This is a genomic window from Paenibacillus sp. FSL M7-0656, assembly GCF_038003225.1.
Classification (GTDB): Bacteria; Bacillota; Bacilli; order Paenibacillales; family Paenibacillaceae; genus Paenibacillus; species Paenibacillus amylolyticus.
The window spans coordinates 3,472,765-3,490,399 of the sequence record NZ_JBBOOT010000001.1; the positions used below are offsets into that span (position 1 = coordinate 3,472,765).

At 47.9% G+C, this 17,635-nt stretch carries 17 protein-coding genes; 4 read left to right on the forward strand and 13 right to left on the reverse strand.

What is annotated here, in order from left to right; translation table 11 throughout:
* The first annotated feature begins 232 nt into the window (after positions 1-232).
* Positions 233-1,258 carry an alpha/beta hydrolase gene (locus MHI01_RS15285; protein ID WP_036614129.1) on the forward strand — a complete coding sequence of 342 codons (1,026 nt, stop codon included), beginning with the start codon at positions 233-235 and terminating at the stop codon, positions 1,256-1,258.
* A gap of 197 nt (positions 1,259-1,455) precedes the next feature.
* Positions 1,456-2,736: a Fe-Mn family superoxide dismutase gene (locus tag MHI01_RS15290; RefSeq protein ID WP_076254738.1), complete on the forward strand. Its 1,281-nt coding sequence runs from the start codon at positions 1,456-1,458 to the stop codon at positions 2,734-2,736.
* A gap of 147 nt (positions 2,737-2,883) precedes the next feature.
* On the opposite strand, the gene MHI01_RS15295 is transcribed toward MHI01_RS15290, so the two are convergent.
* The 8 genes from MHI01_RS15295 to MHI01_RS15330 all read right to left on the reverse strand — a co-directional run bounded on the left by MHI01_RS15295 (position 2,884) and on the right by MHI01_RS15330 (position 9,942).
* On the reverse strand, positions 2,884-3,108 hold the full coding sequence (locus MHI01_RS15295) for a hypothetical protein (protein WP_036614132.1): 225 nt from the start codon (positions 3,106-3,108) through the stop codon (positions 2,884-2,886).
* Positions 3,109-3,178: 70 nt separating this feature from the next.
* Positions 3,179-4,033 carry a lipoate--protein ligase family protein gene (locus MHI01_RS15300; RefSeq protein WP_340983515.1) on the reverse strand — a complete coding sequence of 285 codons (855 nt, stop codon included), beginning with the start codon at positions 4,031-4,033 and terminating at the stop codon, positions 3,179-3,181.
* A 189-nt stretch (positions 4,034-4,222) separates the two neighbouring features.
* A complete protein-coding gene (gene folE, locus MHI01_RS15305; protein WP_036668229.1) occupies positions 4,223-4,816 on the reverse strand; it encodes a GTP cyclohydrolase I FolE in 594 nt (197 codons plus the stop codon).
* 239 nt (positions 4,817-5,055) lie between these two features.
* Complete coding sequence (locus MHI01_RS15310) at positions 5,056-5,319, reverse strand: YneF family protein (protein WP_017690778.1); 264 nt, start codon at positions 5,317-5,319, stop codon at positions 5,056-5,058.
* 165 nt (positions 5,320-5,484) lie between these two features.
* Positions 5,485-6,516, reverse strand: a complete 1,032-nt coding sequence (locus MHI01_RS15315; RefSeq protein ID WP_047841405.1) for an HD-GYP domain-containing protein — start codon at positions 6,514-6,516, stop codon at positions 5,485-5,487.
* A gap of 15 nt (positions 6,517-6,531) precedes the next feature.
* Positions 6,532-8,412, reverse strand: coding sequence for a tRNA epoxyqueuosine(34) reductase QueG (gene queG / locus MHI01_RS15320; protein WP_340983516.1), 1,881 nt, complete (start codon positions 8,410-8,412; stop codon positions 6,532-6,534).
* A gap of 172 nt (positions 8,413-8,584) precedes the next feature.
* A complete protein-coding gene (gene lepB, locus MHI01_RS15325; protein ID WP_036614252.1) occupies positions 8,585-9,169 on the reverse strand; it encodes a signal peptidase I in 585 nt (194 codons plus the stop codon).
* Between the two features lie 347 nt (positions 9,170-9,516).
* Positions 9,517-9,942 (reverse strand): GNAT family N-acetyltransferase, encoded by a 426-nt coding sequence (locus MHI01_RS15330; protein ID WP_017690782.1) that lies wholly within the window; start codon positions 9,940-9,942, stop codon positions 9,517-9,519.
* 420 nt (positions 9,943-10,362) lie between these two features.
* Here MHI01_RS15330 and MHI01_RS15335 point away from each other — a divergent pair, with 420 nt between their 5' ends.
* Positions 10,363-10,974, forward strand: a complete 612-nt coding sequence (locus MHI01_RS15335; RefSeq protein WP_036614138.1) for a superoxide dismutase — start codon at positions 10,363-10,365, stop codon at positions 10,972-10,974.
* 311 nt (positions 10,975-11,285) lie between these two features.
* Here MHI01_RS15335 and mutY read toward each other — a convergent pair whose 3' ends face one another.
* Both mutY and acpS read right to left on the reverse strand, forming a co-directional pair.
* Positions 11,286-12,653: an A/G-specific adenine glycosylase gene (mutY, locus tag MHI01_RS15340; protein WP_340983517.1), complete on the reverse strand. Its 1,368-nt coding sequence runs from the start codon at positions 12,651-12,653 to the stop codon at positions 11,286-11,288.
* A 29-nt stretch (positions 12,654-12,682) separates the two neighbouring features.
* Positions 12,683-13,081 carry a holo-ACP synthase gene (acpS, locus tag MHI01_RS15345; protein ID WP_036614140.1) on the reverse strand — a complete coding sequence of 133 codons (399 nt, stop codon included), beginning with the start codon at positions 13,079-13,081 and terminating at the stop codon, positions 12,683-12,685.
* 250 nt (positions 13,082-13,331) lie between these two features.
* Here acpS and MHI01_RS15350 point away from each other — a divergent pair, with 250 nt between their 5' ends.
* Positions 13,332-14,147, forward strand: a complete 816-nt coding sequence (locus MHI01_RS15350; RefSeq protein WP_339285368.1) for an alpha/beta hydrolase family protein — start codon at positions 13,332-13,334, stop codon at positions 14,145-14,147.
* Positions 14,148-14,306: 159 nt separating this feature from the next.
* Here the strand turns inward: MHI01_RS15350 and nadE are convergent, their stop codons facing one another.
* From nadE to MHI01_RS15365, 3 genes are all read right to left on the reverse strand, one after another.
* The gene (gene nadE / locus MHI01_RS15355) at positions 14,307-15,116 is read right to left on the reverse strand and encodes an ammonia-dependent NAD(+) synthetase (RefSeq protein ID WP_017690787.1); all 810 of its coding nucleotides are present in this window, start codon (positions 15,114-15,116) and stop codon (positions 14,307-14,309) included.
* A gap of 139 nt (positions 15,117-15,255) precedes the next feature.
* A complete protein-coding gene (locus MHI01_RS15360; RefSeq protein WP_017690788.1) occupies positions 15,256-15,690 on the reverse strand; it encodes a BrxA/BrxB family bacilliredoxin in 435 nt (144 codons plus the stop codon).
* Positions 15,691-15,911: 221 nt separating this feature from the next.
* A complete protein-coding gene (locus tag MHI01_RS15365) occupies positions 15,912-17,588 on the reverse strand; it encodes a two-component system sensor histidine kinase NtrB (protein ID WP_340983518.1) in 1,677 nt (558 codons plus the stop codon).
* Positions 17,589-17,635: the final 47 nt, after the last annotated feature.

A 17,635-nucleotide genomic window follows, 5' to 3' on the forward strand; every position in this document is an offset into this window, starting at 1 on the left:
ATAAGACTTAATCCCCTGTAATTTACACACTAAGGTAATCTTACCCATATATCTTAAGAACTATATAACAATTGCGTAACAAATGCCCTCAATCAATTGACTTTGACTATATTGGAACATACGATAAAGATATATTACATTAAGATATCGCTCTGAAGCAGGCTCTGAAATCGACGCAATTCTCTTTACATGTCGTTGTTATCTTCAACTGAACTTCAAAGGAGGGGCATTCATGTATCAATCATCCCAGAGCGAAGCCCCGCTGCAAACAAAAGTGTCCGATCTGCCCTCTTCCCTATCACCGAGGCTGATTCGGTTCAAACATATTATCGTAGCGTTGCTGCTCTCCGTTGTATTTTTTCTACTGTTTTGTTTTATTGCACTGCATGGTTATATCGCATGGGTATTATCCAATCCAACGGTAGCGCCAGTCTTCTCCAATCCGATGCAAGCCAAGAACATGAAATATGAAGATATCACGTTCCCGGCAGCAGATGGCAGCCGGACGATGCAGGGATGGTATATACCTGCTGACAATGCTGCAAGCAAAACGATTATTTTCAGTCACGGCTATGGTGCCAATCGTGAAGAAACATGGGTACCCATGTATGACCTGGCACACTATGCCCATCAACTTGGGTTCAACGTGGTCATGTTCGATTATGGCTTCGCCTCACAGGTGAACAAAGCTGTAGCCACAGGTGGCAAAGCTGAGTCACAGCAATTGCTCGGTGCGATCCAGTTCGCCAAGCAACGTGGTGCGCAGGAACTGGTTGTCTGGGGTTTCTCGATGGGTGCCGGTACAGCGTTACAAACCGGACTGATTACGAAGGAAGTGGATGCAATGATTCTGGACAGTGCGTTCCTGCTGGAGCCAGATACGCTGTACCACAACATTCACAACCAGATCGATCTGCCACGTCAGCCTACACTGGAGATCATGAAACTGTTGTTCCCTGTTCTGAATGGTACCGGATTACAACAGATTCCATACCAGGAAGTGAAAAAGGAAGATTATCCGTTCCCGATTTTCTTCATCCATGGTACAGAGGACGAGAAGGCGCCTTATCCAATTGCGGAGCAACTCGCCGCCAACCAGACCAATCCGTACTCGGATGTATGGATTGTCCAGGATGCGCATCATGAGTTGATCTTCCGGGAGCATCCAAAGGAATATCTGCGCCGTGTCTCAACTTTCCTGAGTCATGTAACGAAAACAAGCAGTGACGATGTGCAAAACACGAATAATGGAGAATAACCAAATTTCAATCATTGAATTTTTTCCAGAGCCCTCAGGGGCTCTTTTTTTTTGCACTCATAGGACAACAAGCTCGCGGAATATACTCTTGGGACGCATGAACAGATGGTCTGAACGCATAGATCATTTGTCGGATTAGGTTACCTATATGAACTATTTATGCATTTTTGAATTTCTCTAAAGGAGGTCTCGCGTATATGAACTGGTATGGATATGGTCACCTGCTGCCTCTGCGAACATTGGAGGAAATTCGTTTTTGGAAAGAGCAGGAGAAAGAACATACACTCGTGATTCGTGCCCTGGTTCCTGATCTGGAGCCCCCATACGTCAAGCTATTGGAGGAATGGGAGGTTACCTTTGCAAACAGTGAGCGAGTAGCCAATCAGCTTTTAAAACAACTATTGCCCGCAACCCATCCACCTGCTCCCTACATGGTTCGTTGTATCGATCAACTTGTGTTGGCAGCTCGGCAGCAATCGAGAGAGTTCATCAAACAGCTGTATGTTCTTCTGGAGCAAAGTGCTGCTGTGCAAGCTGTTCCGCTTGCCAAAGTACTCATTCTGCATTTTATCCGCGAGTCGGAGTATTTTCTGGGTGTATTGGATACGCTTGGCCAACCGGGCATCTTGCGTGAGACGGATTCGGAGCCATCACTTTTTCTGGAAAATGCGCTGCATACGTCAGAGTCAGGAAGCATCCATCGCCAAGCTTCAGAAGCTCCAACTTCTCCAGAGGGAAATGTAAATGCACCTGCCGCTCCAGCTCAGATCCAATCCGCAACCGTTCAACCGTCTTCTACCGGAACAACACAAGCCACACCCAGCTCTACAGCACCTCCTGTAAAAGAAAAGCCGGTTCCCATTGGAGGACACACACTGCCGCCTCTCCCCTATGCGTACAATGCGCTGGAGCCACATATTGATGAGCTGACGATGCGTATCCATCATGACAAACACCATCAATCTTATGTGGACGGACTGAATGTAGCAGAGAAGAAGCTGGCGGAATCGCGAAAAAAGAATAACTTTGAACTCATCAAACATTGGGAACGTGAACTTGCCTTCAACGGGGCAGGCCACTACCTGCATACGATCTTCTGGACAATTATGAACCCTGCTGGCGGCGGCAAACCTTCCGGTATGCTCGCAGAGCAGATCAAGCGAGATTTCGGGAGTTATGAAGCGTTTAAGAATCAATTCACAGAAGCCGCGAACAAGGTGGAAGGCAGTGGCTGGGCGATGCTTGTCTGGAGCCCGAGAGCACATCGTTTGGAGATTTTGCAGGCGGAAAAACACCAGAACCTGTCCCAGTCCGATATCGTACCACTCCTGCCACTGGATGTGTGGGAACATGCCTACTATCTGAAACATCAGAATGAACGCAAAAAGTATATCGAGGATTGGTGGAATGTTGTCTACTGGCCCGCTGTGGCCGAGCGTTACGAAACGGCACGCAAGTTGTTGTGGCCGCCTTATTAAGCTTGGGGTTAGATGGATTAGAGAAAAAAGAGATATCTCCAGCCGAATGACTGAAAGATATCTCTTTTTGGTGTATACAAAAAAGCAAGCCTCCTGTAAAAGAGACTTGCTTGTATTTTGAGAGACTTCCTATTTCTAAATGTTCACTTAAGAAGCACAGCCCTCGCACGCCACATAGTTGTCGCCAACCTGTTTGCTAATGGAGATCAGATCGCCCAGCTTGATATCAGACTCATCTGTAAACTCCAGATCGGCTATACGTGCAACGATCAGTGCAGCAGCCTCTTCCTTGCTTGTTGCCATTTGGCTGAACTCGGATTTTTCGCCTGTTGATACAACCTCATATAAATACGTATATCTCAATGTGTCCATCCTAACACTCTCCTTCCGAAATCACATCATATCATCTCTATTAACCAATTCCAAGCCCTAGTAAAAAGTGTTAATCGTAGCGCAGCTTCATCTGCTCAGCTGTCAGGCGTACTTCTTCAGAGCCAACGCTAAGCACCCTGCTGGTCTCCGCAAGTGGATAGCGATCTCGCAGTGTCCGAACCAAAGCCGCAGTATATGCCGCAGCTGAAGGTACACCTGCCAATTCTTTCAGACTTGCCATCGTGCCAGGCTGAACATCGGGATATCCTTCACTCGCCCCGCCTGCTGCATGCTGATAGAATTGTCGCACGTCCGCTGCCAGTTGATCTCCCTGACCGTCCACGATGATAAAAGCCGTAATGATATACGCCTTTGCCTGCCTGCGCTGGGCAATACCACAGAATTTTAGGCCACCTACACTGACATCATAATCTCCCGGGCAAAAAGCACCCTGAACCTCACCAGTTTGCGCCTGATTCGACCACGGCGTTAGCGACTCGGCAATAATCGAAGCCATCTCCCGGAAATCATCATGAATATTGATGGCATGTCCGGGATTAGGCAGAATCAGCGACACATTAACTACCCCTGGGTTCAAGGGTACTGCCGCTCCACCGGAAGGCCGAACACAGACCGCTGTCCCTTGGCTTCTAATCTGTTCCATCGCTTCTACAGCCTGTGGCAACCTGCGGTCACGCAGACCCGCTACAAAGGCATCTGGGTGTCTCCATATATGTGCAACAGGTAGATGCCCTGCCCCAACCCGCCTGCACATAACTTCTTCCCAAGCAAAAGCTTCGAGTACACTACTACCTTGTCGCATGAGTGGTGTCTCCCAGATTTGCAGACGCAATGAAGCCTGTTGATCTGCCTGTAGTCCCTTTTCCGGCTGAACCGGTTGATCTGAATGGGAAGGTACACTCATCGTTCCATTACCTCCGGCTTAACGAATTCATATGTATCCAGTATATAGGAATGACAACGCATATATAAATAAGCCGGTTCCCAGGGAACACGGCTTATTTATATCATATCCTATGGCTTAGAAACTGCTGCTTCCAAAACCAAAGGAACTTACTCATCCGGCTTGTCCAGCGAGTGGACATACCTGATCTTAATCTTTTACCAAAGACAAGAACTCTGCACGTTGTGCCGGATTCTCACGGAAAGAACCACGTACAGCAGACGTTACCGTCTTGCTTCCCGGTTTCTTCACGCCGCGGGAACACATGCACAAGTGCTCGCCTTCCACGACAACCATAACTCCATGAGGTTCAACGGCCTCTGTCAGAATGTCAGCGATCTGTGAAGTAATACGTTCCTGAACTTGAAGGCGACGTGTTACTGCTTCGACCAGCCGAGCCATTTTGCTCAGACCAACGATCTTGCCACTTGGTACATAGCCAATGTGTACCTTGCCGAAGAACGGCGCCATGTGGTGCTCACACTGACTGTAGTAGACAATATCCTTGACGATAACCAGTTCTTCATGATTCTCGTCAAACGTGACACCGAGCACATCGCGCGGGTCTACTTCATATCCACCAAAAATTTCTTCATACATTCGGGTCACACGTGCAGGCGTTTCAAGCAGCCCTTCACGTGTACTATCTTCTCCGATCAATTTCAGGATCTGCTCTACATGATACTCGATCTTCTCCCGGTTGTCGGATACTTTTGAATTCAAATAATCTTTAACGCCAGCCACTGCCAAACGCCTCCTTTCGAACCACAATACTTTAAGAGGTTGTTCAAAAAGTACGCTTTTGATTACGATGGATGCCTAAAGGCATCATCAACGTCGAATATGAAATTCAGCCGAAATGTCCGTTGCTCACGTAGTTTACTACGCTCCGCTACTCCATTTCTAGCTTCATCCCATCTTCTCGGTACTGAAAACCCAACTTTTTGAACACGCACTTTAAGCAGTTATTCACTTCACTGCTATTATTTTCGGCGGCCCGAACTTTTACGCGCAGGATGCTGTTGCGGCTGAGGCATTTTCGCTCCTGGCTGCTGATTCTTCATCATCTGCTGGGCACGCTGCATTTGCTTGCCATTCAGGTTGTAGCCCATTTGCTTCGCCATTTTCTGAAGCATGTCCGGATTGCTTTGCATTTTCTCAAGTTGTTTACGCAAGTAGAACACCCCGATGAAAAATCCCCCGACCAGACCAACAATCAATGTAATAATCGGTATAACAATATCCATCTCTTAGACACCTCTGTATGCATTCTAAAAAGCCTGATAATCCGTGTCACTTCATGATGTTTGACACATATGTTGCAATCCTGACACAGACCGGATTTCCTGAAAGTATCATAGCATTTCCGCACGCCTTGAGCAAACGGATTTTCCAGTTGAACCGCACACAAGCTACGTCATGACAGCTTCAATGAAAACGGTTGTATGCTGAGCCAGATCGATTTCAACCACATCCAGAGAATAACGCGTACTTCCGCGCGCCACCCTGATTACAGGTCTGCCGGGCAATCCCCGATGTTGACGCACAATGACTCCAGTCTCTTTGGTAGACAGTCTTACCGCTGTACCATTGGGATACACGGATACACTCTTGTTGAACTCAATCAGAATGTCCCGATCCAGCTTTGTACCAGACAACGCCATCATCTCTTCACAGGCCTCATGTGGCATCAAACTGTCCTTGGATAAACCATTAATGAGATTATCATAGATATTAGCCACACTAACGATTCTCGCAAACAGATGAATGTCACTCCCCTTGATCCCTCTCGGCATGCCTGTACCATCTACATGCTCATGATGTTGCAAGGCCGTATGGGCGACCAACAGACTGAACTCCCGTTTGTTCTTAATCACTTCGAATCCACGCCATGTATGATGCAGCGAAGAATTTGCAGCAGAGCCACTGCCCGGAGGTTCCCCCACTTTGCCAATATCATGCAATAATGCCCCCACAGCAAGGTCCTTCAGTTGATTATAATTGAGTCCCATATTCAGTCCGATGACCGAAGACAACAAACATACATTCATCGCATGAACATACTGTGCATTGTCTTTGGTACGAATATCGGTGAGCTGCACAAGCATTTCACGCCCATTCAGTACATCATTCAGCAACTTCTCTATACTGAGGGCAACTTTTTTCGGACTCCAGTCTTTCCCGGATCGAATGGATTCGAGTGTGACACTCATTTCGTTAATTATTGCCCGTTTCGTGGTTTCATCCAGAATGTCTTCTGCATCCACATCTTTATACGCTTCATCCTGGATGTATAACATGGTCACGCCAATACGCTTCAGCGTATTGACCATGTATACGGTGAGCTGGACTCCGGCAGACAGCAGTACCGTGCCGTTACTGGAATATACCGTCTTGCCCAGAAGCTCCCCCGCTTCCACGCTCTCCACGTTTACATACTTCATGAACGTCCCCCGCTCTTACGATAGCTGCTCCAATGCGAGCAATTGCTCCTTGGTTTGCAGACCGCCTACATAACCCACCAGGGTACCGTCTTTACCACTGATACGGTGACAGGGAATAATAATCGGAATCGGATTCTTGCTAATGGCGTCCAGAACTGCACGAACAGCCTTGGGTCTGCCGATGATTTCCGCAACCTGTTGGTGTGATGAGGCCTCTCCATAAGATATATCGGACAGAACTTGCCATACTTGTAGCTGGAATGGTGTTCCAAGCCGATCAAGCTGCAAGTCGAACGTTTTTCTCTCCCCTGCAAAATACTCCTTTAACTGCTTTGCAGCTTCGCTGAGCTTCTCTTCGTTCTTCTCATATCGATACTCGCCAATCCAGATGCGGGCCCATTGTTGCAGATGAGCTTCGCGTACGTGAAAGGCGCCAAAATCAATGTGACACAGTCCTTCATCCGTCGCGCATAACGTAAGAGTACCAATCGGTGTCAGTACCTCATCGTAGTATACGGGCTTGCCATGAAGACCTGTAACGGCTGAAGGTTTCCACGCTGCGGCTTCCGGTTTGGCAGGCTGTGCAGACTGCTCACTACCCGGTTCAATCCCAGCTTCCATTTTCAAATCCTGTTGTAACGCACGTAAGGAATTGTTCTCGTTGTTCTGTTCCTCTGACTGCTTCTCACTCACTTGTCCAGCCTGTGGCTGTTTGGGTAAGGTCTCGGACGAACTCAGTCGCTCCTCGGCCTTCTGCAGCATGCTTAGTACGTTCCCATCTTGTTCGTTAGCGGCAGCTTCCCCAATTGCTCTCATGGCGTCTTCTCCTCCAATTCTGCTTAACGCCCAGGCTGCAGTTCCCCGCAACTCGGGGCGCGGATCACGTTTTAATACTTCTGTAAGTTTGGGTACAGCACTTTTGTCTTTGAAATTGCCCAGGGCAATAACGGCGTTGCGTTGAATCGGTTTTTTGCCCCGCCAAGCGGCGGAACTCTGACCGAAACGTTCCTTGAATTCCCGGTTACCGATGTCCAGCAGCGGCAGTAGGAGTGGCTTCACAATCTCCGGATCGGGATGAAACTCGGGATGGTGATCCCAGTTCTTGCCCCGGTTCTTCGGACAAACAATCTGACACGTATCACAACCGTACAGACGGTTGCCTATTTTCAGCATAAATTCTTCATCCACGAACCCTTTCGTCTGGGTTACAAAAGAAATACAACGCTGTGCATTCAACTGCCCCGGCCCCACCAATGCTCCTGTAGGACAGGCATCAATACATTTTGTACATTCACCGCAGTCTTCGGTCACAGGTGTGTCTGGTTGAAAAGGAATATTCGTTACCAGTTCTCCGAGAAAAATCCATGAACCAAATTTGGGTGATATAATGGCACAGTTTTTGGCACTAAAACCAATCCCCGCACGCTGGGACACCGCACGATCCACCAATGCTCCGGTGTCTACCATGCTTTCGATCATGGCTTCAGGTACGCGTTCCTTTATAAAATTGACCAACTTGTCCATCGCTGCACGCAGGACCTGATGATAATCCTGACCCCAAGCCGAACGGGCAAAAATGCCTCGATACGCACCAGGCTCCGATTTCGGCGGATTCACCATTTTGGATGGGTACGCCACGGCTATTGCAATAAGTGAAGCGGGCTCGCCATCTTTTAAGGCGGGGTGCACCCTTTTTTCAATATCCGGCTCTTCAAAACCTGAAGCATACCCTTTATCCCGCGACTGCTCCAGTAGCGACTTCAGGGAAACAAAGGGATCAGCCGAAGCAAAACCGATATCATCAATGCCCAGTCCGGGGCCAGCTGCCTTGATCTCCTGTTTTAACTTTTCCCATACGGAGGCATCCTGTGTTGCCTCGGTCTGTACGCTCGTCATTTCTCTTCCCTCTCTTCTTCCGACACTTATTCCGTAAATAGTGAACGCCCGCCTCACGGTAAGAGGACAGGCGTTAATTTCTATATATGCCTTGCATACTTGAATTCAAACGGAACGAACTCTATATGGTTTAACGCAAAATGCAGTCTGAAGTTGTTGTCCTGTAAGCATTTTACAATTTCTTCAATTCAGAAAACGGCCAGAAAATAAATTCAGCCTTGCCTACAATCTGATCGGATGTAATACTGCCAAACACTCGGCTATCCTTACTTTTGCCTTCATGACGATTATCCCCCATCACGAAGAAATGATCCGGCTCCAAGGTGATTGGGCCAAAATCTGGGTCCTGCACCTCAATATCGGTGTACGTTTCCGCTTGTTGCTCGCCGTTCACATATAGATGGTGATCCCTAACTTCAATTGTATCTCCCGGAAGTCCAACGATCCGTTTCACCAGAAAATCCTTCTTCTCCACACCTTCGCTTGGATCACGAAGTACGATCACATCTGATCGGGAAGGATTACCCAGATGGTATACGATTTTGTTGACGAAAAGGCGATCTCGCTCAACCAGTGTCGGCTGCATGGACTGTCCCTTGACCATTGACAGATTAAACACAAACAGGTTCAGCAGCATCATAATTACAAAAGCAACAACAATCGTTTTGACCCAGTCCCACAGCTCGACAACCCAGGATTTCCCCGGTTGTTCAGGCTTTGACGGTTCATTTCGTTGCTCGGAAGTCACATGTTCCATTGAATGATTATTGGAATTCAAAGGGACACCTCATTTATTAAATAGTTGAATTAAACTTGTAACATGGTAACCATACTCCCTTTCAGTCTACTCCATTTGGGAGAGTGAAACAATTGGTTATGAGCACCAATACCTTGGTTATCGTGAATACAGCCGGGATAGTCAGGGTGATTTAAATAGAATTCAGGGACTCCGAAGCATGTTCAGAAAATGAGGAAACCAGAGGAATATGACGTGAAGAACACTCATATAAATAGAAAGGCACATCCCTCACGTTCTTACACGTTTAAGAGATATGCCTAATATGAAATGAAAATCTTTTTTTTATTTCTTTTTAAACATGCAAACTAAGCTTTGGACAAAATACTAAGAGTCTGGAAAGCGCTCATAATCTGATTGGCACCGTAACCCATTGCTTCATATAGAGGCATGGCTACTTTGTTGTGCTCATCACCCGCCACCCATACTTGGCTGACTTTACGCTGCTGGAACCGCTGTTCCATAGCCTCGACAAGTGTTTTGCCGACTCCACGGCGACGATAGTCTGGATGTACCGCAATACGGTAGATACAACCCTGGTTGTGATCAATCGTACCGATCAAAGCGCCTACGAGGTCTCCCTCTTCTTCCGCAACCATGATCAGGTCTGAATCCCATGACAATTGACGGGCAAACGGGCCCATCGTGTTCTCATAACACTCTTCCGATAGTGCAACCTGGAGAAGCTCCGTCATCTGGCTTGCATCACTCAACTGAAAGGAACGAACGTGCATGTCTTAAATCTCCCTTTTCGTTAGCTTAGATGAGGTTTTTTACAAAAAGGGAATCCCTTTTTACCAAAAACCCAATGTTCATATAATGACAAAAAACGAGAAAATACCGCTTCTTCGTCAATTAAACCATACTTTTCTCCATAAAACACGCATTTTCTTTTGAAAGCGCTTAATTGTAACCGTTTACATGCGAATATTAAACTTTTCATCCATTTAAACGTCTGAAAACACATAAATAGTTGCATAAAGGGTAAAATATGTTTGTTATCTCTGGCCCATCATTAGATCAACGCCTCGGGGGACTTAATAAACAAAAATGTTGCTTAATTAGCTCGAATGCGGTTTAATATTAGTGGCAAGGGTATTATTACATATGTACCTGTTTTCAAAAAAACCTAAAATCTCAGGAGGTATTTCATTATGACTTTTCAATTACCAGCACTTCCTTACGCTAACGACGCACTGGAACCACATATCGATGCAAAAACGATGGAAATCCACCACGATCGCCATCACAATACTTATGTAACTAACTTGAACGCAGCTCTGGAAAGCGCTCCTGAACTGCAAGAAAAAAGCTTGGAAGATCTGATTGCTAACCTTGACAGCGTACCTGAAGGCATCCGCACAGCGGTTCGCAACAATGGTGGTGGACATGCTAACCACAGCCTGTTCTGGGAAATCATCGGACCTAACGGCGGCGGCGCTCCTACAGGCGATATCGCAGCAGCTATCGATAGCGAACTGGGTGGCTTTGATAAATTCAAAGAAGATTTCGCTAAAGCAGCTACAACTCGCTTCGGTTCCGGCTGGGCTTGGCTCGTAGTTGGTAAAGATGGCAAGTTGTCCATCACTAGCACACCTAACCAAGACAGCCCTCTCTTCGAAGGTCTGACTCCGGTTCTGGGTCTGGATGTATGGGAGCACGCTTACTACCTGAACTACCAAAACAAACGTCCTGACTACATCGCCGCTTTCTGGAATGTAATCAACTGGGATGAAGTGAACAAACGTTACGCTTCTGCAAAATAAGACTGTTAGCATGCAACAGTTAACATAAAAGAGAGCCTGATTCGGTCATCATGACCGTGATCAGGCTCTCTTTTCGCTATCACTATAGTTAATGGGTGTTTTGTTTCTAACGAACCCAGGACACGTTATTGCTCGATATTTCATCGTATCGCGAACCTAACGAATCTCAGAGTAGCTATTTCCCCAGATACGGGCTTTGATACGCACTTTTGGGTTGATTTGTCTATGATAACGTCACTCAGGTTCGTTAGAATTTATAATTGTGGTATATCCACATTGATAAGACCTCTGGAGTTCGTTAGCTCCCCCATTTAATCATTCACTTGATCATACGCACCAGCAAAATAACTGCTGATCAGCTTCAGGAAGATATTCGGGAATGCCATCTTATCCATATCTTCCGGACCGATCCAGCGGTAGGTCAAGCCATCGCCTTTACCTGTCAGTGTCGGAGTGCTCAGCGCTAGGTCACTAACATCAGATGATGACATCAACATCTCTCCATCGTTAAGCGATGTTGAGATGTTCTGCGCATTAGGCGTGCCTGGCTCCGATGAATGCGTCGTGTCTGACTCAGGTGACACAGTTGACGATGAGGCTGTGCCCTCCCTTGTTGCCGCCTGTGCATCGTAGGCGGCTCTGGCTTCCGCTGCGATCAGCGGAAGCTCACTGCTCTGGTCCTGCTCGGTACACTTGTACACCTGTAGGCTCCAGACAATGTGGCTGAACACATGCTCCGCATGGGTAGCCAGCCCTTCCGGGCGGGCAGCGAAGCCTTCCGCCCACAGACTGCCGGCCAGCAATGCCATGGCCGGCTCATCCGCCAGCGGCGCCGCCTTCTTGCTTGCTGCGGCAGGCGCCGCGAGCACATGCGGCAGCTCCCACATGCGGGCCAATAGGCCCGTGTCTGGGCGCTGGCGCACAAGCACTTGGCCGCGATGAGCACCGCGGCCCTCCACAATCGCGACCAGCCGTTGCTCAGGGCGCGGCGGCTTCGCCTTGGTCTTGACCGGCAGTGTAAGCTCTCTTCCGGCGATGCGGCCGGAACATTGCTCCATGACCGGGCAAGTCAGGCAGTGCGGCGCTTTGGGTGTGCATACCAGCGCACCAAGCTCCATCAGCGCCTGATTGAAATCACGCGCCCGCCCTTCCGGAATGAGCTCTCCTGCGAGCTCTTCCATCAACACCCGGGTGCTGCCCTTCATAATGTCCTCATCGATGAGGAAGTATCGGGACAGTACCCGCATGACATTGCCATCTACCGCAGGCTGCGGCTGGTTGAAGGCAATGCTGAGAATGGCCCCGGCCGTGTAGGGGCCAACCCCTTTTAATGCAAAGACAGCCGGCTTGTCCTGCGGCATCTCGCCTCCGTGCAGCTCCATGACTTGTCTCGCAGCTGCCTGAAGATTACGTGCACGGGAGTAATAACCGAGTCCCTCCCAATTTTTCAAGACGTCTTCTTCTGGTGCCTCCGCCAACTCCTGCACGGTCGGGAAATTCCCGATAAAACGATTGAAATACGGAATTACCGTATCGACCCGAGTCTGCTGAAGCATAATCTCCGATACCCATGTGAAATAAGGATTGTTGTGGCGACGCCACGGCAAATCCCGTCGGTTGACCATATACCAGTCCAGCAAATTCACGCTGAAATGTTGTTTCTGTTCCTGTAAACCCATATTTCCGTCCTCTCCTATTGCCAAGCTAACTACTTTTCCATCTGCTCCACGATCGCAAAGGCCGCTGCCAATTCCGTCTGATGCGTAATACTCAAATGAATGTCATATTGCTTATCATATGGCAGCTGCAGACGTTCCCAGGCTTGACTGGACAGCGAGGCCACGGGACGTCCTGTCCCATCAGGCAGCACCTCAATGTCAGTGAAGCCCATGACACCACCAATACCGCAGCCAAATGCCTTAGACACCGCTTCTTTCGCTGCAAATCGACCGGATACAAACTCCGTCATCCGCTTCCCTCGACGAACCGCGATCTCCCGCTCTGCTGGCGTTAAAATTCGTTTTATGAAAGCTTCCGCATGGCGACCGGACAGCAGCTTCCGCATACGTCCAATCTCCAGCACATCATTGCCTATGCCATATATCATCAATGCTTCACCCGCTTAATCTTTTATACTGTAAGAGGTTATTCAAAAAGTCCCATCTTCTCGGTACTGAAAACCGCTCTTTTTGAACCTTCATTGTAAAAGATCTCCATTCAATCACATGATCCGTAACTCTCCGAACACGTATTCTATTGTAGCAGGAGGGGCGATCAGAAGCGAGTACCTATCCGCATTACCATATATGCTAAAATATGAATCAGGAATCGTCTAAAATTCTTAGGAGGTCTGAATAATGCCCATAACTTTTGAATTGCCCACTGACGTAGATGCGATCATTCGCGGGGACTTTTTCCCTGCACAACAACCCGCTCAAGGTGTTATCGTTCTGTCTCACGGATACAAAGGCTTCAAAGACTGGGGCATGTTCCCCTATGCAGCTTCACAGCTAAGCCAGACGCATCATGTGCTGACCTTTAATTTCTCTCACAACGGTATCGGCGAATATCTGGAGCAATTCTCTGAACTTGAAAAGTTCGCAGTGAATACCTACAGCCGGGAGCTTGCCGATCTGGCCCTGGTATTGGAACATGTGGCTACACAACCTGAACTCACTGGACTTCCTGTATACCTGGTTGGTCATAGCCGCGGTGCGGGCGTAAGTCTCGTCTATGCACTGGATCATCCCGAGCAGGTGGCAGGTGTCATCTCCTGGAATGGCGTAACCAATCTGGATCTCTTCACAGCGGAGCAAAAAGAAGAAATGCGTACGCATGGCCGTAGCCATGTCGTTAACGGACGAACAGGCCAGCAGATGCCACTGGACGTGGCTATTCTGGAAGACCTGGACAAGCATAGCAAACGTTACGTTATCCTTGACCGCTTGGCTTCTTCAACTTTGCGAGTCGCACTCATTCAGGGAACAGAAGATCCCCAGCGTCTGCGGGACGGTTCTGCCGCACTGGTTCAAACCCGCCCTGATATCCCATGGCACCAGGTGCCTGAAGGGAATCACACCTTTAATACGGTACATCCATTTAAAGAAACCACTCCGCAACTGGAGCAAGCCATCACCCAAACCCTGCAACAGATCAAAGACTGGAATAGTTAACTCATCTTTAATATAGTAATCACCTGGATTTTTGCGGTTTCTTGCTCCACATAACAAAAGAGTCACTGCGTGAGCAGTGACTCTTTTGCATTCCCTAAGAGGGACGTTATTTCAATGTTGGTGTTAACAGCCTATATCAATCATGCTCATTCATCCGTATTAGATACCAGGAATGGCATTGCGTTTGTGATGTGTACGCGTATAGAACGCTTCAAGGCGCTCTTGTGCAGCCGGATCGATCTGTTTGCCTTCGAGATAGTCGCTGTTCGCTTCATACGAAATTCCCAGCTCATCTTCGTCCGTCTGACCTTCCCATAGCCCTGCTGATGGTGCTTTGTCCAAAACAGCCTGTGGAACGTTCAGATATGCTGCCAACTGGCGTACCTGACGTTTGTTCAGGGTGCTCAGTGGTGTGATATCCACAGCACCGTCGCCCCATTTGGTATAGAAGCCTGTAATGGCTTCAGAAGCGTGATCCGTACCTACAACGAGCAAGTTCTCTTCAAACGAAAGCGCATATTGCATAACCATACGAGTTCTCGCTTTGACATTACCTTTGCCTTGGTGAGTCATATGACGTGGGCTACCCAAGGATTTGAAACCTTGCTCCACCTCCAGCGCAATCTCGTTAACTGCATCTTCGATATTGGTTTCCACGACATGCTTCAGATCGTATGCTTTGGCTACAGCGTAGCTGTGATCGATATCGGATTGTTCACCATAAGGTTGGAACACACCAAGCGTTTTGTACTCTTGGTTGTTCTCTTGCGTAAGCTCGTCCGTCGCTTTTTTGCAAAGCGCCGTAGCCACTGCGCTGTCAATACCGCCGCTGATTGCAATCAGCAAACCTTTGGCACCCGCATTTTTTACATACGTCTTCAGAAAATCAACACGCTTGCGTACTTCCTCTTCCTCATTAATGCTTGGTTTAACCTTCAATTCAGCGATGATCTGTTGTTGCAAACTCATCGTTCACACACCCCGTTTCTAAATGAATGAAATTTGATGTCCAGCTTGAAAGGTCCGAATGGTTCAATAACCTTATCTATCCAAAATGAAACGCCCCGGCATCGGTGATCCGAAGGGCGGGGCGTTCTATTGGAGCGAATTAACGGCAGTAACGGTCAAATGCACTTTTGAGATCAGCCGCAATATCCTCTGCAGAACGGTCTTCCACTTGATGACGCTCGATAAAGTGAACGAGTTCTCCGTCTTTCATCAGAGCGATGGACGGTGAAGATGGAGGATACGGTGCAAAGAATTCACGTGCTTTTGCAGTTGCTTCTTTGTCCTGACCAGCAAATACAGTGTACAGGTGATCAGGTGTAATATCGTGCTGCAGTGCTTGGGACACACCTGGGCGACATTGACCTGCGGCACATCCGCATACAGAGTTAATGACAACCAGCGCTGTTCCTTTTGCATCCGGAAGACTTGCTTCCACTTCTTCAGGAGTACGCAACTCCTGGATTCCTAGACGAGTTAAATCATCCCGCATCGGTTGAACCATATCTTTCATGTATTGATCAAATGACATCGACATTCGGTTTCACTCCTTATAAATGGTTGTTCTATGATCTCGATAGAATTAAAGGCCAATTACTCTCCAAAACAACGTTACATTCATATCGAACATTATGGATGTAATGATGTGCTATTCCTATTATACATCCATAAGCAATGAAAGCAAGATTCAGAAACCGCCTGCGGAAAGGCTTCTTCCATAATATTATGTCTCAATGTCTGGCAATATATGCTGAATGACTAACGTTCAAATGCCACTTTGAAGGTCGTGCCCTGGCCTTCCTCCGATTCCACAGTAATGGTTCCGTTATGTCGTTCCACAATACTCAGGCACATGGACAATCCAAGTCCGGTTCCCTTGGCTTTTGTCGTATAGAAAGGTTCAAACAGCTTTTCCTTCTTCACTCTGGGTAGACCAGGTCCTGTGTCACGTACACACAGTTCCACCTTATCATCCACTATCCGTGTCTCCAGTGTAAGCACACCCTTCTCATTCATGGCTTCCATCCCGTTACGGGCCAGGTTCAACACCACCTGTTTGATTTCCTTAGAATTGAGATGCAGCTTTGGCACATTATGGGCCAACATGAGTTCTATACTCTGACCACGCAGGTTCGCATCCGCCCATAACAACGGACTGAGTTCATGGATGATATCGTGCAGCTGGGATTCTTCTTTCTCGGCAATACGATTCTGAGCCAAAGACAAGAAATCATTAATGATACTATTGGCCCGGTCCAGCTCTTCCAGAACGATCCGGTAATAGTGATCGAGGGAATCAGGACTCTTTTCCTGCATGAGTTGAAGAAAGCCACGTACAACCGCCATTGGATTACGCACCTCATGCGTAATGCTTGCAGCCATCTGCCCCACCAGACTGAGACGATCCACATTATCCAGTTCACTTCGCAACATCTCAAGCTCCGTGATATCCTGGATGATCAGCATGGCTCCTGTAACTTCTCTCGCAGACTCTGTTGAAAAGGCATAAATCGGTACGGTTCGGGATTGAAATACGTGTGCACCGTAACGAACGGTCAACCCACTAATCTCACCATGAACGACGGCTCTGCGAATGCTTTTATCCATCTTGTCCGCCTGACCTTGTTCAACAAATTGACTGGCAGGCTGTCCAATGAGATCAGGCGTGGAAGTACAAGGTAGCTGCTCCCTTGCCGTTTGCTCCATCATCTCATTGACAAACATCACTGTGCCTTGTTTATCTACGGTGGCAATGGAGAGAGGCACTGCGTTCAGAATCTGATGAAGTTTCTCCGTTTCGGCTATGTATCGCTGGTGGACTTCCGAGAGATGTTGCTCCAGCCCGCGATAGTGCTTCATCCGTTCCAGCCATAGCAGACTCAGACTGCCCGCAACAATGGCTCCAGCGGTATATCCAAGTGCTGTAAGTATCATGTAGGTCGCAGAGTATGTGGATTCATTCTGGAGGGATGCGATCCATAACAGACTCGTTACAACCAGTTCCATTGTAATCAGGATGATGAGGATCGCCATTTTGCGTGAAGGTGTATTATGCTTGAATCGTTTGGCAGACAACCATACAATAGGATAGAGAAGAATGCCCGTATGAAGGAGAAATCCGTACAGATCATAGGGATGCGCAAAAAGAAAATAGAAGAGAATATGTAGAATGGACAGCGTTACGCCTATAGCGGACTTACAATACAAAATAACAAGTATCACAGGTACGATGCTTAATGATATGGGTACGGCCACCGGGCTTGCATAGAGCGCAAACAGCAGACACAATAACATGCTCAGGGCACTTGTCACAGCAAAACTGGTATGAACAGTTCCGGCATGTTCCATTCTGGCAATAGCCCGCTTGGAGAGTACCAGGCGGAATAAGGGAATCAGAAATACCGCCGACCCTGCCAGCAGTACTTGTAAAAGCATGTCCTTTAACGCAACCACAATGCCATCTCCTCCTCTGCCTGCACATT